Annotated in this window: 21 protein-coding genes and 1 tRNA gene; 9 read left to right on the forward strand and 13 right to left on the reverse strand. The window is 70.0% G+C overall.

Annotated features, from left to right (window positions below):
- Window positions 1-22 precede the first annotated feature (22 nt).
- Genes AC4GYY_RS13165 through AC4GYY_RS13180 form a run of 4 tightly spaced genes read right to left on the reverse strand, consistent with a single transcriptional unit; the run spans window position 23 to window position 3,629 of the window.
- Window positions 23-1,558 (reverse strand): cation:proton antiporter, encoded by a 1,536-nt coding sequence (locus tag AC4GYY_RS13165; protein ID WP_491121111.1) that lies wholly within the window; start codon window positions 1,556-1,558, stop codon window positions 23-25.
- Between the two features lie 30 nt (window positions 1,559-1,588).
- Window positions 1,589-2,893 carry a hemolysin family protein gene (locus AC4GYY_RS13170; RefSeq protein ID WP_491121113.1) on the reverse strand — a complete coding sequence of 435 codons (1,305 nt, stop codon included), beginning with the start codon at window positions 2,891-2,893 and terminating at the stop codon, window positions 1,589-1,591.
- 48 nt (window positions 2,894-2,941) lie between these two features.
- Window positions 2,942-3,370, reverse strand: a complete 429-nt coding sequence (locus tag AC4GYY_RS13175) for a nucleoside deaminase (RefSeq protein WP_491121227.1) — start codon at window positions 3,368-3,370, stop codon at window positions 2,942-2,944.
- A gap of 40 nt (window positions 3,371-3,410) precedes the next feature.
- Window positions 3,411-3,629 (reverse strand): hypothetical protein, encoded by a 219-nt coding sequence (locus tag AC4GYY_RS13180; protein ID WP_491121115.1) that lies wholly within the window; start codon window positions 3,627-3,629, stop codon window positions 3,411-3,413.
- Between the two features lie 128 nt (window positions 3,630-3,757).
- On the opposite strand from AC4GYY_RS13180, the gene rpmB reads away from it, so the two are divergent.
- Complete coding sequence (rpmB, locus tag AC4GYY_RS13185) at window positions 3,758-4,063, forward strand: 50S ribosomal protein L28 (protein ID WP_491121117.1); 306 nt, start codon at window positions 3,758-3,760, stop codon at window positions 4,061-4,063.
- A gap of 3 nt (window positions 4,064-4,066) precedes the next feature.
- On the opposite strand, the gene AC4GYY_RS13190 is transcribed toward rpmB, so the two are convergent.
- Window positions 4,067-5,071: an esterase-like activity of phytase family protein gene (locus AC4GYY_RS13190; RefSeq protein WP_491121119.1), complete on the reverse strand. Its 1,005-nt coding sequence runs from the start codon at window positions 5,069-5,071 to the stop codon at window positions 4,067-4,069.
- Window positions 5,072-5,215: 144 nt separating this feature from the next.
- Between AC4GYY_RS13190 and AC4GYY_RS13195 the strand changes: the two genes are divergently transcribed.
- The 8 genes from AC4GYY_RS13195 (at window position 5,216) to folP (ending at window position 12,445) form a co-directional block, all read left to right on the forward strand.
- Window positions 5,216-5,602, forward strand: coding sequence for a glycine zipper 2TM domain-containing protein (locus AC4GYY_RS13195; protein WP_491121121.1), 387 nt, complete (start codon window positions 5,216-5,218; stop codon window positions 5,600-5,602).
- Between the two features lie 135 nt (window positions 5,603-5,737).
- Window positions 5,738-7,255: an acyl-CoA carboxylase subunit beta gene (locus tag AC4GYY_RS13200; RefSeq protein WP_491121123.1), complete on the forward strand. Its 1,518-nt coding sequence runs from the start codon at window positions 5,738-5,740 to the stop codon at window positions 7,253-7,255.
- A gap of 190 nt (window positions 7,256-7,445) precedes the next feature.
- Window positions 7,446-8,240, forward strand: coding sequence for a ferredoxin--NADP reductase (locus AC4GYY_RS13205; RefSeq protein WP_491121124.1), 795 nt, complete (start codon window positions 7,446-7,448; stop codon window positions 8,238-8,240).
- Window positions 8,241-8,257: 17 nt separating this feature from the next.
- A complete protein-coding gene (locus AC4GYY_RS13210; protein WP_491121126.1) occupies window positions 8,258-8,482 on the forward strand; it encodes a DUF1272 domain-containing protein in 225 nt (74 codons plus the stop codon).
- A 254-nt stretch (window positions 8,483-8,736) separates the two neighbouring features.
- Window positions 8,737-9,501: a bifunctional hydroxymethylpyrimidine kinase/phosphomethylpyrimidine kinase gene (thiD, locus tag AC4GYY_RS13215; RefSeq protein ID WP_491121228.1), complete on the forward strand. Its 765-nt coding sequence runs from the start codon at window positions 8,737-8,739 to the stop codon at window positions 9,499-9,501.
- Complete coding sequence (gene rnhB, locus AC4GYY_RS13220) at window positions 9,489-10,124, forward strand: ribonuclease HII (RefSeq protein ID WP_491121127.1); 636 nt, start codon at window positions 9,489-9,491, stop codon at window positions 10,122-10,124. The genes thiD and rnhB overlap by 13 nt, the downstream gene beginning before the upstream one ends.
- A 149-nt stretch (window positions 10,125-10,273) precedes the next feature.
- On the forward strand, window positions 10,274-11,398 hold the full coding sequence (locus AC4GYY_RS13225; protein WP_491121129.1) for a site-specific DNA-methyltransferase: 1,125 nt from the start codon (window positions 10,274-10,276) through the stop codon (window positions 11,396-11,398).
- Window positions 11,399-12,445, forward strand: coding sequence for a dihydropteroate synthase (gene folP, locus AC4GYY_RS13230; protein WP_491121130.1), 1,047 nt, complete (start codon window positions 11,399-11,401; stop codon window positions 12,443-12,445).
- Here folP and AC4GYY_RS13235 read toward each other — a convergent pair.
- The 8 genes from AC4GYY_RS13235 to AC4GYY_RS13270 form a co-directional block, all read right to left on the reverse strand.
- Window positions 12,446-12,521, reverse strand: a tRNA-Val gene (locus AC4GYY_RS13235).
- A 23-nt stretch (window positions 12,522-12,544) separates the two neighbouring features.
- Window positions 12,545-13,420, reverse strand: a complete 876-nt coding sequence (locus AC4GYY_RS13240) for a hypothetical protein (protein ID WP_491121132.1) — start codon at window positions 13,418-13,420, stop codon at window positions 12,545-12,547.
- 50 nt (window positions 13,421-13,470) lie between these two features.
- On the reverse strand, window positions 13,471-14,976 hold the full coding sequence (locus AC4GYY_RS13245; RefSeq protein WP_491121133.1) for an NAD(P)(+) transhydrogenase (Re/Si-specific) subunit beta: 1,506 nt from the start codon (window positions 14,974-14,976) through the stop codon (window positions 13,471-13,473).
- 118 nt (window positions 14,977-15,094) lie between these two features.
- Entirely contained in the window at window positions 15,095-15,406 is a 312-nt protein-coding gene (locus tag AC4GYY_RS13250; RefSeq protein ID WP_491121135.1) for an NAD(P) transhydrogenase subunit alpha part 2, read from the reverse strand.
- A 262-nt stretch (window positions 15,407-15,668) separates the two neighbouring features.
- Window positions 15,669-16,058 (reverse strand): hypothetical protein, encoded by a 390-nt coding sequence (locus AC4GYY_RS13255; protein ID WP_491121136.1) that lies wholly within the window; start codon window positions 16,056-16,058, stop codon window positions 15,669-15,671.
- Between the two features lie 9 nt (window positions 16,059-16,067).
- Window positions 16,068-16,436 (reverse strand): endonuclease domain-containing protein, encoded by a 369-nt coding sequence (locus AC4GYY_RS13260; protein WP_491121137.1) that lies wholly within the window; start codon window positions 16,434-16,436, stop codon window positions 16,068-16,070.
- Window positions 16,437-16,580: 144 nt separating this feature from the next.
- Window positions 16,581-17,702: an NAD(P) transhydrogenase subunit alpha gene (locus AC4GYY_RS13265; RefSeq protein WP_491121138.1), complete on the reverse strand. Its 1,122-nt coding sequence runs from the start codon at window positions 17,700-17,702 to the stop codon at window positions 16,581-16,583.
- Between the two features lie 4 nt (window positions 17,703-17,706).
- Window positions 17,707-17,853 (reverse strand): aa3-type cytochrome c oxidase subunit IV, encoded by a 147-nt coding sequence (locus tag AC4GYY_RS13270; RefSeq protein WP_491121140.1) that lies wholly within the window; start codon window positions 17,851-17,853, stop codon window positions 17,707-17,709.
- Between the last annotated feature and the right edge of the window lie 79 nt (window positions 17,854-17,932).

The raw sequence follows: 17,932 nt of genomic DNA on the forward strand, positions 1-17,932 counted from the left end.
GCGGTGACAGCGGCAACCGTCGCTAGCTCTCCTCGATCGTGCGGTCCTCGTCGCCGATCACGGCCAGCTGCTTCCAGTCCAGGTCCTCCTGAAGTTTGAGGTAATGCTCCGGCCCGATCTCGTGCGCGGCGCGCAGCCGCTCGAGCTCGCGCCGCTGTGCGAGCACCGCGGCGAGCGCGAGCCCGTGACGGCGGGCGATCGGCGTGTGATCGTCCTCGGCACGGAGCAGGTCGCGGTAGCCGACCGTGAGCGAGTCCGCCTCGGCGCCGTCCTCGGACGACAGTCGCGCCAGTGCCGCCTTCGCCAGCTCGTGCCGCGCGTCGGCGAGCTCCTTCGCCGCCTCCGCCTCGCGGCCGAGCCCGAACCACCGGATCATCGGCACCAAGGTCGCACCCTGGACCACCAACGTCGCCAGGACGACCGCGAAGGCGGTGAGCACCACCGTCTCGCGCTCCGGAAAGCCCTGCGGCAACGCGAAGGCGGTGGCCACCGTCAGCAGCCCGCGCATTCCCGTCCATCCGATCAGCAGCGTCTCCGCGGGGGACACGGGTTCGGCCCCGTCCCGATGGCGGAACCGCCAGACCCTGAACCCGCGGTAGAGGAACGCAACGACCAGCCGCACCACGATCACCGCCAGGATCACCGTGCCCGCGAACCACCCCGCGCGGATCAGCGCCGCCTGGTCCATGCTCCCGAAGATCGTCCGCGCCTGCATCCCCATCAGCAGGAAGGCGAGGACGTTGAGCAGGAACACCACCGTCGTCCACACCGCGAACGAATGGACCCGCATCCTCGGCGAATCCCGTCCCGGCGCGTGGCTCGCGATCGTCATCGCGCTCGCCACCACCGCCAGCACCGCCGACAGATGCAGGTGCTCGGCGATGATCCAGGTCGCGAAGGCGTGGACGAACTGCGCAAGCGTCCCGCCGACGGTATTGTCGACATAGGGCTGCAGCCGGATGACGACCCGGCCGTAGACGATCCCGAACAGGATCCCGCCCGGCACCGCCAGCGCGAGACCCGCGACCGTTCCGCCCGTAACCCCGCCCGCACCCATCGTGATCGCCACCCCGGCGCTGAACATCAGCAGCGCGGTCGCATCGTTGAACAGGCTCTCTCCCTTCAACACCGCATCGACGCGGCGCGAGACCGGCAGGTTGGTGAGCACCGCGGTCGCCGCCGCGGCGTCGGGCGGCGCGACGATCGCACCCAGCGTCAGCGCCGCCGCGATCGGCAGCTCCAACCACCAGTGCGCCAGGGCGCCGACCACCGCCGCGGTCAGCAGCACCGCCCCCACCGCATAGACCGTCAGCGGCGCCAGCAGCTTGCGCGCCGCCCCGACCGGGAAGTCGTAGGCGGCGTCGATCAGCGCGGGGGCGATGAACAGTGCCAGCGCGGTGTTCGGGGCGATCGGAATGTCGGGCGTCCCGGGGATCGCGGCCACCACCACCCCAGCGCCCGCCAACATGCTCGGATAGGGGATCGACGTCCGCCGCGCGACCTGCAGCAGCAGGATCGCGACCGCGAACAGCACCAGCAGGCTCTCGAAGAACGTCACCGGACGAACGTCACAGCGCCGCCCCGGCGGTCATGCGGCGCTGACCAGCAACTTGTCGATGCGCCGCCCGTCGAGGTCCACCACCTCGAACCGCCAGCCCTGCTCGACGAAGCTCTCTCCTTCCGCGGGAAAATGCTTCAGGACATCGAGCGCGAGTCCCGCGACCGTCGCATAGTCGCGGTCCTCGGGCAGCTCGATCTCCAGCCGCGCGGCGAGCGCGTCGGCGGGCATCGTGCCGTTGACCAGCAGCGAGCCGTCGTCGCGCTCGACGACGTTGGGCGAATCGGCCGGGTCGGCATCGCTCGCGAACTCGCCCGCGATCGCGGCCAGCAGGTCGGCGGGGGTCACGATTCCCTCGAAATGCCCGTATTCGTCGTGGATCAGCGCCATCGGCACGTCGGCTCCGCGCAGTTCGACAAGCGCGTCCATTGCGTCGATCCGGTCGATCACCACCGGCGCCTTCCTCACCAGGCGCCGGAGGTCGAGCGTCTCGCCGCGGAACAGCGCCGCCGCGATGTCGCGCGACTGGACCACGCCGATCACCTTGTCGATCGTTCCTTCGGCGACCGGCAGCCGGGTGTGCGGGGTCTCGAGCAATTTGGCGCGGATGGCGGCGTCCTCCAGGCTGACGTCCAGCCAGTCGACCTCGGTCCTGGGCGTCATCACCTCGCGCACCGGCCGGTCGGCGAGCCGCACCACGCCCGAGATGATCGAACGCTCGTGCTCCTCGATCACGCCGTGCCGCGACGCTTCCTCGACGACCATGTGCAGCTCCTCCGCCGTCACCTGATCCTTCGAGTCTCGGTCGAGCCGCAGCAGCCGGAAGATCAGCAGGCTGGTGCCGTCGAGCACCCAGACCAGCGGCTTCGTCGCGCGCGCCAGCCACACCATCGGCAGCGCCGCGATCACCGCGATCGGCTCGGGTTTCCTGAGCGCGATCTGCTTGGGGACGAGCTCGCCGACGATCAGCGAGACGAAGGTCGTGACCCCGATCACGATGACGAAGCCCAGCGTCTTCGCGGTCTCGGGCGCGACGCCGAGCACCGCCAGCCGCTCGCCCGTCGGCCCGCCCAGCGCCTCGCCCGAATAGGCGCCGGAGAGCACCGCGATCAGCGTGATCCCGATCTGGACCGTCGACAGGAACTTGCCCGGATCGGCGGCGAGGTCGATCGCCGCCCGCGCGCCGCGTCGACCCGCCCCGGCGCCCGACCTCGCGATCGCCTCCAGCCGCGCGCGACGCGCCGAGACGATCGCCAGCTCGCTCATCGCGAACAGGCCGTTCAGCGCGACCAGCGCCAGGATGATGACGACGTCGATCCAGGGATAAGGAGGCATGGGAGGCGCGCATTGTGGCGGCAAAGCGCGCCCGCGACAATCGCCCTTCTACCGGCGCCGGCCGAAGAAGTCGCGGAGCAGCGCCGCCGCCTCGGCTTCGCCGATCCCGGCGAACACCTGCGGGCGGTGGTGGCAGGTCGGTTGCGCGAACAGTCGCGGGCCGTGCTCGACCGCGCCGCCCTTGGCGTCGGCGGCGGCATAATAGACGCGCGCGATCCGGGCGTGCGCGATCGCGCCGGCGCACATCGCGCACGGTTCCAGCGTCACCCACAGGTCGCAGTCGTCGAGCCGGTCCCGGCCGAGCGCCGCGGCGGCGGCCCGGATCGCCAGCATCTCGGCATGGGCGGTCGGATCATGGAGCGTGCGCGGCGCATTGTGCGCGACGGCGACGATCCCGCCCTCGCGCACGACCACCGCGCCGACCGGCACCTCTCCCACCACCGCGGCGTCGCGCGCGGCGGCGAGCGCGCGCCGCATCGGCTCGGGAAGCGGGAACATCGGAGGAGGCGTCAGCGCCTCACTGCGGCTTCTGAACGTCGACCTTCGGCACCTCAACCGTCTTGTTGACGGTCCCGACGTCGACCTTGGCGACGCTTGCCTCGAACTTGGGCGCCTGCCCGCCTTCGAGCCGTGGCAGCTGCGCGGTCTGGGTCTGGTCGAGCTTGATGAAGCCGGTCATCATGCCCGCGAGCACCACCAATGCGGCGATGCCGACGAGGACGAGCAGGGTCCGCATATGTCTCACTCCCGTTACGTTGCCGCAACAACGCACATCCGTGAGGGAGGTTGCTCACCTTGACGCATCGCCGCCGCATCGCTAGGGCCACCGACTTTCCGCGCCACCTTCATAATCGGAACTGAATCATGTCGCGCATTTGCGAGCTGACCGGCAAGGGCCGGCAGGTGGGAAACAACGTCTCCCACGCCAACAACAAGACCAAGCGCACCTTCCTGCCCAATCTGCAGAACGTGACGCTGATCTCCGACACGCTTGATCGCTCGATTCGCCTCCGGGTCTCGACGCACGGGCTGCGCTCGGTCGAGCATAACGGCGGGCTCGACAATTGGCTGGTCAAGACCGGCGACGATCAGCTTTCGCTCAAGGCGCGCCGCCTCAAGCGCGACATCGTCAAGAAGCGCACCGCCGTCACCGCCGCCCCCGCGGCCTGACCCTCACGGTTTCTCCCGAACGGCCCGTCGGTCCCGGACCGGCGGGCCGTTTGGCGTGCCTGCGTCGTCCAGCACGAACTTGGCGACCGCCGAGTGCTGAAGCACCGCGGTGTCGCTGTCCGACACCATCCACAGCGTCGTCCGCCCGTTTTCGGTGAACGCGGTCACGCCTTCCCAATTCTCGGCATAGGCGCCCCCGCCCAGCGTCGCGATCTCGCGTCCGCGCACGATCGCTCGCGGACGCAGATCGCCCCGCCGCACTCGCACCAGCTTGGCGGTGAAGCGGAACGGCAGCTCGAACCGGCGCGTCAGCACCAGCAGGTCGCCGTCCGGCAATTCGGTCGCGTCCGAGACGTCATAGTCTGCGGGCGGCACGAACCCGAACCGCTCCGGCTCGGCCCCGTTCGTCGGATCGCCGGGAAAGATCAGCCCCTCTCGCGGTAGCCGCCGCTTCGCCCCACGTTCGCACAGCACGACGAATCGCCCGTCGCGGAGGCGCACCATCGCCTCCGCGCCGCGATTGACGCCCCATCTCGCCATCGCCGCGGGCGCGGCATGCGCCTCCGGCCGCGCGAACGTCGGGTCGTAGCGCCAGATCTGGTTGAACGTCTCGAACCCGACCCACGCCCGCCCGGTCGCCGGATCGATCGCGAGCGATTCGCTGTCGCGGTCCTCCTTCGCCCAGCCGAGCCCCGGCCCCGCCAGCAGGAAGCCGATCCTGGCATCGACCACGCGCTGGTCGCGGATCGCGAAGCTCAGCCAGTTTCCGCCGTCGCTCAGCAGCGTCAGCCGCCCCTGTCGGCTCGCGATCGCCGAAAAGCCGCCGAACCCCGGCAGGCCCGACTCGAGCCGCAGCATCCCGATCAGCCGCAGCGCCCCCATCCGCCGCGGCGCATCGACCGGCCGCGCGATCAGCTTGGCGTCGTGGTCGTACAGCGCCAGCCGCTCCTCCCCGGTCCAGGGGGGAACGCACAGCAGCACCAGCAGGATCGACCAGACGAGACGCATCGCCGCCCGCCTAACGTCCGCCGACCGAAAGAGAATGGCTGAACGGCGGATAACGGACGCATTCAGCATCACCTCACCGCGACTCGCGCAAAAGAGCCCTACCGCGGCGATGGCGTCGCGGTGAGTTTCACGGGGAGAAAGGCGATGCTGAAGTCGATCACCATGGCGGCGGCGATGCTGGCCGCCGGAACCGCCGCGACGGCGCCGACCGCGGCAACCGCGCAGGGCTATTACGGCGACGGCTATTCGGGGGGCCGCTACGAGCGTTCGTACGACGCCCGCGGCTACGACAATCGCTTTTATGACGAGTACCGCGCGAGCCCGCGCTATCGCCACGCCTACCGCGCGCGGTATCGCCGCTGCGACGCCGGCACCGGCGGCACGGTGATCGGCGCGATCGCGGGCGGGCTGCTCGGCAATGCCGTCGCGGGCCGCGGCGACAAGGGCCTCGGCACGATCCTCGGCGCGGTCGGCGGCGGCCTCGCCGGCCGCGCGATCGACCGCTCGGACAATCCGCGCGGCTGCCGCTGAACCGTTTCCCGCCGTCGGCGTACTCAGTCGGCGGGATTGTCTTCCCTCGGGTCGCGTATCGAGGGCGCGGGCCCGGTCTCCGAAAGGCGGCCGGGCCTGTTGTTTTTCCGGGCCGCCGGGCCGTACACTCCGCGCATGAGCTGGGAAGACGCCGTCGAGGACCTCCGCCGCCGCGAAACGCTGGCCGAGCGGATGGGCGGCGCCGAGAAGCTCGCCCGCCAGCACGCGCGCGGCAAGATGGACGCCCGCGCCCGCATCGCCGCCCTCGTCGATCCCGGCAGCTTCCGCGAGATCGGCAAGACCGCCGGCCGCGGGACGTATGACGACGACGGCACTCTCCTCGATCTCGCCCCTTCCAACTTCATCTTCGGCCGCGCCGACGTGGCGGGCCGCCCGGCCGTCGTCTCCGCCGACGATTTCACCGTGCGGGGCGGCGCCGCCGACGCCGCGATCCACCGCAAGTTCGTCCAATGCGAGAAGATGGCGCACGAATATGCGCTCCCGCTCGTCCGCATGATCGACGGCACCGGCGGCGGCGGCTCGGTCAAGACGCTCGAGGAGACCGGCTACACCTACGTCCCCGCCGTCCCCGGCTGGAGCGACATCGCGCTCAATCTCGAGCGCGTCCCCGTCGTCGCACTGGCGCTCGGCCCCACCGCCGGGCTCGGCGCGGCGCGCGTCGTCGCCAGCCATTATTCGGTCATGGTCAAGGGCCTGTCGCAGCTCTTCGCCGCCGGCCCCGCCGTCGTCGCCGCCATCGGCGAGGACATCGACCGCGACGAGCTCGGCGGCAGCGAGGTCCACACCCGCAACGGCGTCGTCGACGAGGAGGCCGAGAGCGAGGCCGACGCTTTCCGTCTCGCCCGCGCCTTCCTGTCCTATCTCCCCGGCGCGGTTGGCGAACCGGCCGCCCGCCTCGCCGGCACCGACCCGGTCGACCGCCGCGACGAGACCCTCCTGTCGGCGGTCCCGCGCGACGCCAAGCAGGTCTATGCGATGCGCCGCATCCTCGATTCGGTGTTCGACCGCGGCAGCGTGTTCGAGATGGGCAGGCGGTGGGGCCGCGCCGCGATCACCGCTTTCGGGCGATTGGACGGCTGGCCGGTCGCGGTCCTCGCCAGCGACCCCAGCTTTCTCGGCGGCTCGTGGGACGCCAAGACCAGCGAGAAGGTCGAGCGGTTCGTGAAGCTCGCCGACCTGTTCCGCCTGCCGATCGTCCACCTCGTCGACAATCCCGGCTTCATGATCGGCCGCGCGGCGGAAGCAACCGGCACCATCCGCTACGGCGTACAGGCGATGAACGCGGTCTACCGAGCGACCGTGCCCTTGTGCGCCGTCGTCGTCCGCCGCGCCTACGGCATCGCCGGCAGCGCGATGTCGAACGCGGAAGGCTTCCAATACCGCTTCGCCTGGCCGAGCGGCGACTGGGGAAGCCTGCCGATCGAAGGCGGGATCGAAGTCGCCTACCGCGCCGAACTCGAGGCCGCCGAGGACCCCGCCGCCGCCCTTGCCGCGATCCGCGCCCGGCTCAATGCGGTCCGCTCCCCCTTCCGCACGGCCGAGCGGTTCGGGGTGGAGGACATCATCGACCCGCGCGACACGCGGCCCAGGCTCTGCGAGTTCGCCGAGCTGGCGTGGCGCAAGCTGTTCTGACGGACAAGCTGTTCTGACGGATCTGTCCACCGCGCGACCGCCGCGACTTGCACGGGTCGACCCGGAACCATAGATCGATCCGGCCGCGTCCCCAGCCGGTGGTGTTCGGCCCCGACGAACGCTCCCGGTTTGCGGCATCCCGCATCGTCGATCCGGCGAGCGACCTCTCCCGTTTTGGGGAATCCGATCCTTGACCGACACCGTCCCGATCCCCGCCAATCTGACCGCCCAGGCGGTGACCGCGATCACCCATTGGGACGAGTTCCTGTTCTCGTTCCGGATGACCCGCCCTGCCAGCTTCCGCTTCAATGCCGGCGAGTTCGTCATGCTCGGACTGATGATCGGCGAGAAGCCGCTGTTGCGCGCCTATTCGATGGCCTCGCCGACCTGGGACGACGAGCTCGAGTTCCTGTCGATCAAGGTCCCCGACGGCCCGCTCACCTCCCGCCTGCAAAGGATCGTCCCCGGCGACACCGTCGTGCTCGGCAAGAAGCCGACCGGCACGCTGGTCGCCGACGCGCTGTTGCCGGGGAAGCGCCTGTTCATGCTGGCGACCGGGACCGGGCTCGCGCCGTTCATGAGCATCGCGCGCGAGCCCGACATCTACGATCGCTTCGATCAGCTGGTCCTGGTCCACTCGACCCGCAACGTCGTCGATCTTGCCTATCGCGAGGTGCTGGAAGCGCGGCTCGCCGACGACCCGATCGTCGGCGACCGCGCCGTCGACCAGTTCCGCTACGTCCCGACCGTGACCCGCGAGGACTTCCGCAACCGCGGGCGGATCGGCGACCTCATCGGATCGGGTGCGTTGTTCGAGCAGATCGACGGCGAGCGACGGTTCGACCCGGAGGTCGACCGGGTGATGATGTGCGGGTCGATGGCGATGATCAAGGATTTCGCCGGGCGCTTCCACGATCTCGGGTTCAGCGAGGGGGCGCACTCGCACCCCGGCCATTACGTGATCGAGCGCGCGTTCGTCGGCTGAGCGGAGGAGCGGAGCCGATGCTGGAGATGCGCCCCGACTGCGAACGCTGCGGCGTCGATCTGCCCGCCGACGAAGGCGGCGCGTTCATCTGCTCGTTCGAATGCACCTTCTGCGCGGATTGCGCCGAAGCGCTCGACGAGCGTTGCCCCAATTGCGGCGGCGAGCTGCTCGACCGCCCGGCGCGGACGGGCAAGGCGCTGAGGGATCACCCCGCCGCGCGCGAGCGCCGGTTCGGGGGCTGACCTGTCCTACACGGGCCGGATTGTGGCATGGCGGCAGCGATGACCCAGCCGCTTCGATCCCCCGCGCAGCGCGCCGCTCGGCAACGCTTCAATCGCCTCAATCCGTCTCGCGGCCGAACCCCGCCGTACGCCTCAATCGCCTCAATCTGTCTCCCCACGGCAACCCCGTCGCATGCTCCAATCCTCTCACCTTGCCCCGCCGCGCGAATCCCGCCGCACGCCTCAACCGCCTCAACCTGTCTCCGGGTCGCGGCGTGACGATCCCCCGCATCCTCATCGTCGCCGGCTCCGATTCGGGTGGCGGCGCGGGCATCCAGGCGGATGTGAAGACCGTGACGATGCTCGGCGGTCACGCGATGACCGCGATTACCGCCATCACCGCGCAGAACACGGTCGGGGTGCAGGCGGTGCATCCGGTGCCGGCGGAGATGGTCGTCGCGCAGATGCGCAGCTGCCTCGACGACATCGGCGTCGATGCGATCAAGATCGGGATGATCGGCTCGGCGGCGACGGCGCACGCGGTGGCGCAGGTCCTTGAGGCGTTCGATGGCCCCATCATCCTTGACCCCGTCATGGTCGCGACCTCCGGCTCGATCCTTGCCGACGCCGCCACGATCGCCGCGCTAACCCGGCTGATGCGCCTCGCCACGCTCGTCACGCCAAACCTCCCGGAACTGGAGGAACTCGGCGGAGAGGGGGCGGTCCTTGCAAGCGGCGCGACGCTGCTCGTCAAGGGCGGCCATGGCCAGGGCGAGATGGTGACCGATCGCCTGATCGGACCGCGGGGTGAGATCGCGCGCTGGTCCAATCCGCGGATCGACACGCCCCACACGCACGGCACCGGCTGCACCCTCGCCAGCGCGGTCGCGACCGGGCTCGGCGCCGGGATGCCGCTCGCCGCGGCGGTGGAACGCGGCATCGCCTTCGTCCGCGCGAGCCTTGAGCGCGCGCCCGGTCTGGGGCACGGCCACGGCCCGATGGGTCAGCAGTTCGCGGACGGGTTCCGATGCCCGGCCTGAAGCACGAGAAACTCCGCCTCGCCCCCGTCGCCGGGGTCGACGAGGCCGGTCGCGGGCCTCTCGCCGGTCCGGTCGTCGCGGCCGCGGTGATCCTGCCGGCCAAGGGGATCCCCCGCGGCATCGACGATTCGAAGGCGCTGCCGGCATCGGAACGCGAGCGGCTGTGCAAGCGGCTCAAGGGCTGCGCGGTCGTCGGCGTCGGCGTCGTCGAGGCGGACGAGATCGACACGCTCAACATCTACTGGGCGACGATGAAGGCGATGACGCTCGCGGTCGATCAGCTCGCCGCCACCCTCGGCTGCGCGCCCGGCCACGTCCTCGTCGACGGCAACCGCCTGCCGCGCTGGAGCTATGCCGCCACCGCGATCGTCGCGGGTGACGCGCTCAGCCTCTCGATCGCCGCCGCCTCGATCGTCGCCAAGCACACCCGCGACACGATCATGCTCGCCCACCACGAGGCATATCCGCACTATGGCTGGGCTTCGAACAAGGGCTACGGCTGTGCTTCGCACCGCCGCGCGCTTGCCGAACACGGCCCCTCGCCGCTCCACCGCCGCAGCTTCGCGCCGGTCCGCGCGGTTCTGCCCGAGGCGAGTCTTTCGAGTCACACCACCATTCCTTGAGGGTTCGTGCCTCGAAGGACTCAACATCTGGCGCAGGCCCGTTTTCGTTCCGCGTCGTTAACGAATTTGCAATCCCGCTCGTTAACCAATGTCCGCTTGACGAGGACTCCGCCTCGCCAGCACCTTCGCGCCCGAGAAGGGGGATATCGATGGGGGCCATGGCTACGATCGCGCGCCGCGGCGCCACGGCGGAGCCGTCCGCGCTCTCGCTCGACCAAATCCTGAAGGGGGACTGCATCGCGCAGATGCGCGCCTTGCCGGCGAAGTCGGTCGACATGATCTTCGCCGATCCGCCCTACAATCTCCAGCTCGGCGGCGAGCTGTTCCGGCCCGACGGCAGCCATGTCGATGCGGTCACCGACGATTGGGACAAGTTCGACAGCCTCAAGCACTACGACGCCTTCACCCGCGCCTGGCTGGCCGAGGCGCACCGCATCCTGAAGGACGACGGCACGATCTGGGTGATCGGATCGTACCACAACATCTTCCGCGTCGGCGCGGCAGTGCAGGATCTGGGCTTCTGGATCCTCAACGACATCGTCTGGCGCAAGGCCAATCCGATGCCCAATTTCCGCGGCACCCGCTTCACCAACGCGCACGAGACGCTGATCTGGGCGTCGAAGGGCGAAAAGGCGCGCTACACCTTCAATTACCGCTCGATGAAGACCTTGAACGACGAGCTCCAGATGCGCTCGGACTGGGAGTTCCCAATCTGCGGCGGGGGCGAGCGGCTCAAGAAGGACGGGGTCAAGGTCCACCCGACCCAGAAGCCCGAGGCCTTGCTCTACCGCGTGCTCCTCGCCTGCACCAAGCCGGGCGACATCGTGCTCGACCCCTTCTTCGGCACCGGCACCACCGGCGCGGTGGCGAAGCGGCTCGGCCGCCGCTGGCTCGGGATCGAGCGCGAGGACGGCTATATCGCCGCCGCCGAGGAGCGGATCGCCGCCGCGCTCCCGCTCGACGAATCGGCGCTGGCGACGATGCAGAGCCCGCGTCAGGCGGCGAAGGTCGCGTTCGGCGTGCTGGTCGAGAACAGCTACCTGCCCGCCGGGTCGCTGGTGACCGATGCGAAGCGCCGCTGGCGCGCCACCGTCCGCGCCGACGGCTCGCTCCTGTCGGACTGCGGCCACGTCGGCTCGATCCACAAGCTCGGCGCGACGCTCCAGGGCGCGCCCGCCTGCAACGGCTGGACCTTCTGGCATTACGAATCCGGCGATGGCCTCAAGCCGGTCGACGCGCTCCGCCAAACCTATCTGCTCGCGACCCGGCCCTAGATGTTCCTTCGTCCCGTCCAGTTCGTCGACACGCCGGTCACTCAGGCCGACGGCGCGGTGGCGCGGCTGGCGGGCGGAATGCAATGGTTCGCCGCCTATGAGGTGATCGAGCCCGGCCGGCGCGAGACGATCCCCGTCACCGCCGTCGCGGACCTGGGCGAGCGCGGGCTGGCGCTCCACGCCGCAATCGCCGCGCCCCGACCCCCGCTCGTCCTGGGCCACCGCACGTTGCGTTTCGACCAGCCGCTCGTTGCGGGCATCCTCAACGTCACCCCCGACAGCTTCTCCGACGGTGGCGCGCACGTCGACGATCCCGCGAGCGCCGCCGCGGCGGGGATGGCGATGACCGCAGCGGGGGCGGCGATGGTGGACGTCGGCGGTGAATCGACTCGCCCCAAGGCGGGGCTGGTCTGGGAGGAGGACGAGGCGCGGCGGATCGTTCCCGTTATTGAGCGCCTTGCCGCGGCGGGCGCGCTCGTCTCCGTCGACACCCGCAAGGCGCTGGTCATGGAGCGCGGGCTCGCGGCCGGGGCGGCGGTCGTCAACGACGTGTCGGCGCTGCTCTGGGATGAGCGCGCGCTCGACGTCGTCGTCGGGAGCGGCGCGCCGGTGGTGCTGATGCACTCGCCCGATCCGAAGGCCGGACCGCACGGCGGCGGCGGATACAGGGACGTGCTGTTCGAGGTGCTCGCCTGGCTCGAGGATCGCGTCGCCGCGGTCGCCGCGGCCGGGGTGGCGCGCAGCCGCATCCTGGTCGATCCGGGCATCGGCTTCGGCAAGTCGCTCACCGACAATCTGGCGCTTCTCAACGGCCTCGCCGCCTTCCACTCGCTCGGCTGCCCGGTGATGCTGGGGGCGAGCCGGAAGCGGCTGATCGGCGCGCTGTCGAACGAGGCGCCCGCCGGCGAGCGGCTCGGCGGATCGCTGGCGCTGGCGCTCGCGGGCGCGGACGCCGGGGTGCAGCTGCTCCGCGTCCATGATGTTCCCGAGACCATCCAGGCACTCAAGGTCTGGCGGGGACTGAGGGACCGGGCGCTGGTGGGATGATGGTGGGCGGTGACGGTCTCGAACCGCCGACCCTCTCGGTGTAAACGAGATGCTCTACCAACTGAGCTAACCGCCCGACGACGCTCGGATGGCCCATCCTCAGACGAACGGCAAGCCTTGCGCGCGGAGCATCGCGACGTAGCCGCGCATCGCCGCCAACGCCGAGGGCGACAGCGACATCAGCGCGCGCCGGCGATCGAAAGGGTCATGCTGGCGGACGAGCAGCCCGGCCGAGGTCATCCGCCCGATCCAGCGCAGCGCGGTGGTCGGCGCGACCGCGGCGGCGATGCACAGACTGGAGACCGAGACCTCGGCCCGCTCGAGATGGGCGGCGAACAGATCGAGGAGGATGTCCCAGGCCGGGTCCTCGAACAGCGCCGCGCCGAACGCCTTGTCGCGCAGCCGGCGCGCCCGGATCACCCGGCGGACCTCGGCGGGGTCGACCGCGGTCGCGGCGGCGTCGGGCGGCGGCACCTCGAAGCCCGAGCTGCGGTCGCCGATCGCGGCTCCGCGCGCGTCGGTGCGGGTCAGCCGGGCGAGCAGATCGACCAGCCGGGCCAGCTCGTCGTTGAGCCGGGACAGCTTCTCCGAGTCGGTCTCGCGAACCCCGCCGGGCGCGTCCGGATCGTCATCGCGAGATGCGAGCAGCAGCGCCGCGACGCGGTCCGCCATGTCGGGCTCGCACAGCAATTGCGCGTCGGTCAGGAGCAGCGCGCCCGCGACCAGGTCGAGCTGGGCGAGGTCGCAACAGACCACGTCCGCCCGTTCCGCCCAGCGCTCCGCGTCGTCGGGCAGGCCGTCCAACCCCTCGCCGCTTGCATCGAGGACAAGGATCGCGCCGGGCCTGGTGACGACGGGCTCGTCCCAGGCAAGTTCGGCGACGATCTCGCCCCCCGCCAGCGCGATCGCCTCGGCCATGGCGCGGTCGCGACCGCCGACCAGGATCGCGCGGAACTTCGCCTCACGCCCCCACATCGGTCAGCCGAGCGCCGTGACGAGATCGTGAAGGTCAGATGCCCCCGGCATCAGCCCAGACTCTTCACGATTTCCTCGACCATCTTCTTCGCGTCGGCGAGGAGCATCATGGTGTTGTCCTCGTAGAAGACGTCGTTGTCGACGCCCGCATAGCCTACGCCGCCCATCGAACGCTTGATGAACAGCACGGTCTTGGCCTTGCCCACGTCGAACACCGGCATGCCGTAGATCGGCGAAGACTTGTCGGTCTTGGCGGCCGGATTGACCACGTCGTTCGCGCCGATGATGAACGCCACGTCGGTCTGGGCGAACTCGGAGTTGATGTCCTCCAGCTCGAACACCTCGTCATAGGGGACGTTGGCCTCGGCCAGCAGCACGTTCATGTGGCCGGGCATCCGGCCCGCGACGGGGTGGATCGCATATTTGACCCGCACCCCCTCCTCCTTGAGCTTGTCGGCCATCTCGCGCAGCACGTGCTGCGCCTGCGCGACCGCCATGCCGTAACCGGGGACGATGATGACCTGCTCGGCCTGGCTCATCAGGAATGCCGCGTCCTCAGCGGAGCCGCGCTTCCACGGGCGCTGCTCCCTGGCCTCGCCGCCGGCCCCGGCGTCCGTCGCGCCAAAGCCGCCGGCGATGACGCTGAGGAAGCTGCGGTTCATCGCGCGGCACATGATGTAGCTGAGGATCGCGCCCGACGAGCCGACCAAGGCGCCGGTGATGATCATCGCGGTATTGTGGAGCGTGAACCCCATCGCCGCCGCCGCCCAGCCCGAATAGCTGTTGAGCATCGACACCACGACCGGCATGTCCGCGCCGCCAATCGGAACGATCAGCAGGAAGCCGATCGCGAAGGCGAGCGCGGTCAGCAGCCAGAAGGCCCAGGGCGCCTGCGTCATCGTGAAGTGCGCGACCAGCAGCAGGATCGCCGCCAGCACCGCGAGGTTGAGGATGTGACGGCCCGGCAGCAGGATCGGCTTGCCGCCCATGTTGCCGTTGAGCTTCAGGAACGCGATCACCGAGCCGGAGAAGGTGATCGCGCCGATCGCGACGCCGAGCGACATCTCGACGCGGCTCACCGGGTGTATCGACGCGAACGGCTCGCCGATCATCGGGACGACGAGGTCGGCGATCCCGAAGGCGGCGGGGTTAAGATAGGCGGCGACCCCGACCAGCACCGCCGCCAGGCCGACGAGGCTGTGGAAGGCGGCGACGAGTTGCGGCATCGCGGTCATCGCGATGCGGCGGGCGGTGACGGTGCCGATCGCGGCGCCGAGGGCGATGGCGGCAAGGATCTCGATGACCGCAAGCGTGTCGATCCGCGTCAGCTGCTCGGTCAGGTCGACGCCGAAATGGGGCACGACGACAACCGAGCGGACCACCGGCACATGCGTGACCAGCGTCGTCACCACCGCTACGCCCATGCCGATCATGCCGAAGCGGTTGCCGCGCTGGCTCGACACCGGCGACGAGAGGCCGCGCAGCGCGAGGATGAAGCACACGCCCGCGACGAGATAGGCGAGCGCCGCCCAGGGATTGATCGCGACCTGTTCCACTCTCTTCTGTCCCCCCGAATCTATCCACCGCTGGCCCGTATCCCCCGTTCGCCCTGAGCGAAGTCGAAGGGCAGTCCAGGTGCTTCGACTTCGCTCGGCACGAACGGAGGTTGGGTCCTCACTTCGCAGCCGGCGCCGGCCGCTCCTTCTTCTTGTACATCGCCAGCATCCGCGCGGTGACGGCGAAGCCGCCAAAGATGTTGACGCTCGCCAGCACCACCGCGCCCAGCCCCAGCCATTTCGAGGTCACGCCGCCCGCCCCCGCGCCGCTCGCCGCGGCGGCGATCAGCGCACCGACGATGATGACCGAAGAGATGGCGTTGGTCACCGCCATCAGCGGCGTGTGGAGCGCAGGGGTGACCGACCAGACGACGTAATAGCCGACGAAACAGGCCATGACGAAGATCGACAGGATCGCGATGAAGTCCACGGGTCAGCCCTCCAGAGCGGGAGACGGATTGAGGCGGTTGAGGCGTACGCGCATGTCGCGCGACGCCGGGTCCGCAGGAGACAGGTTGAGGCGATTGAGGCGCACACGCGCTGTCAGCGACCGCCGAGCGCTTTCCGGGTCAGGAGACGGGTTGAGGCGGTTGAGGCGTGAAAGCGCGACCGACATCCTCGTGACCCCCTCTCGTCCGACCTTCGCGCCACCTATGGCATCGTTCGACCGAGTAGGACAGCCCGCGCCCGCATCAATCCTTCGCGGCCTTCTTCACCGCGCGGTCGGCGTCGGCGATCACCCCCTTCGCGCAGGCGGCGAGGGCGTCCTGCCGGCACTTGCCCGCGAACGCGCCGACCCGCGACGGGGTGAAGCCCGGGTTCACCTTGAGCAGGTCGATCGAGAAGGCGAACTTCTTGCCGTCCGGCGCGACGTTGGCGATCACCAGCGCGAGGTCGTCGTCCTCGTCCGGCGTCTGCACCCGCACCCGCTCGCCGGCCGGGAGCGCGGCGCGGAGTGCGTCGGCGAACGCCTCGGTGGTCTTGTCGGGCGCACCGGTTCGCACGTCGACGGCGCGCTTCGCCGCCGGCTCGGCGGCGAACGCGGGGGCGGCCAGCAGGGCGAGGAGAGGGAGGGATTTCATCGGATTGCTCTAGGTATTGTCAGATGAACCGAGGATAGCTGCGGCGATGATGCCCTGAACCGCGGCGTCGAGATCGCGGAATACGAGTTGTGCCGGGATGCGCAGGACCCGGAGGCCGCGGCTCTCGAACCAACGGTCGCGGGCCGCGTCGCGTTCCGGGCGATCGCCGAAGTCGTGAGCCTGGCCGTCGACTTCGATGATCAGTCTCGCAGAATGGCAATAGAAGTCGGCGGTATACGGTCCGGAAGGATGCTGCGGGCGGAACTTCAGTCCCTCCGGACCGGTCCGAAGCGCGAGCCAGAGCCGAAGCTCGGCCGGCGACATGCTCTTGCGATCCTCCTTCGATCGACGAGGTGTGTCGCCGGTGCCCTGCAGCATTTCAATGCCTCCCCTGCAAGGGGAGGTGGCGCGCGTAGCGCGTCGGAGGGGTGTCCCCGCTAGCGAGGGAGCGCGCCGTCACAACCGGGGACACCCCTCCGTCAGCCCTTCGGGCTGCCACCTCCCCTTTCAGGGGAGGCATGATCACGAAGACAACCGCGCGTTCACCACCTTGCCGCCCTTGGTCAGCCGCACCGCGTCGCCGATCTCGGCGTCGAGCACGGGTTTGCCCGCCTCCTTGTCCCAAAAGGTCGACAGGAGATTCCACAGGTTGCGCGCGTAGAGCGCCGAGGCGTCCGCCGCGAGCCGCGAGGGCACGTTGCGCCAGCCGACGATCCTGACCCCGTGGCGCTCGACCACCTCGCCCGCGACCGCACCCTCGACGTTGCCGCCCTGCTCGACCGCGAGGTCGACGACGACGCTGCCGGGGCGCATCGTCGCGAGCTGCGCGTCCGAGACCAGCCGCGGAGCGGGGCGGCCGGGGATCAGCGCGGTGGTGATGACGATGTCCTGCTTGGCGATGTGCGAGGAGACCAGCTCGGCCTGCGCGGCCTGATATTCGGGGCTGGTCTCGCCGGCATAGCCGCCCGCGCCTTCGCCCTCGATTCCCTTGACGCCCTCGACGAACACCGCCTTCGCGCCGAGCGACTGGATCTGCTCCCTGGTCGCCGAGCGGACGTCGGTCGCCGAGACCTGCGCGCCCAGCCGCCGCGCGGTCGCGATCGCCTGGAGCCCGGCGACGCCGACCCCCATCACGAAGACGCGCGCGGCGGAGACGGTGCCGGCCGCGGTCATCATCATCGGGAAGGCGCGGCCGTATTCGCCCGCCGCATCGAGCACCGCCTTGTAGCCCGCCAGGTTCGACTGCGAGGAGAGGACGTCCATCGACTGCGCGCGGGTGATCCGCGGCATGAACTCCATCGCCAGCGCCTCGACCCCGGCGGCGGCGTAGGCGTCGACGCGCGACCGCTCTCCGAACGGATTGAGGATCGCGGCGACCCAGGCCCCGGGCGCGGCGCCCGCCAGTGCGGCGGGGTCCGGACCCTGGACGCCCAGCACGATGTCCGCACCCGCCAGTGTCGCGGCGCGGTCGCCCACGCTCGCGCCCGCCTCGGCGAAGGCTGCGTCGGCGATCGCCGCGCCCACGCCCGCGCCGCTTTCAACGGCGACGGTCGCGCCGAGACCGGCAAATTTCTTGACGGTTTCCGGCGTCGCGGCGACGCGCTTCTCGCCGTCCGCGGTCTCCTTGAGGACGGCGATCTTCATCGCGTTACGAGATCAACCAGACGACGAGCGCGGCGATCAGCGCGCAGGCGACCGCGCCCCATTTGAGCAGGCCGATCACCTTGACGTAGGTGCCGCTGTGCTGCCTGATGTCCATATCGCCGGCCATCGCATCCTCTTCGGTTGTGAACATCCCCGCGCGGGGTCCTATCCGCAAAACCCCCTCCCCCTCAAGCCGCTTAAGCCCGCCTTTACCGCCTGCCGGTAAGCGC

It is taken from the genome of Sphingomonas sp. SP6 (assembly GCF_058313435.1).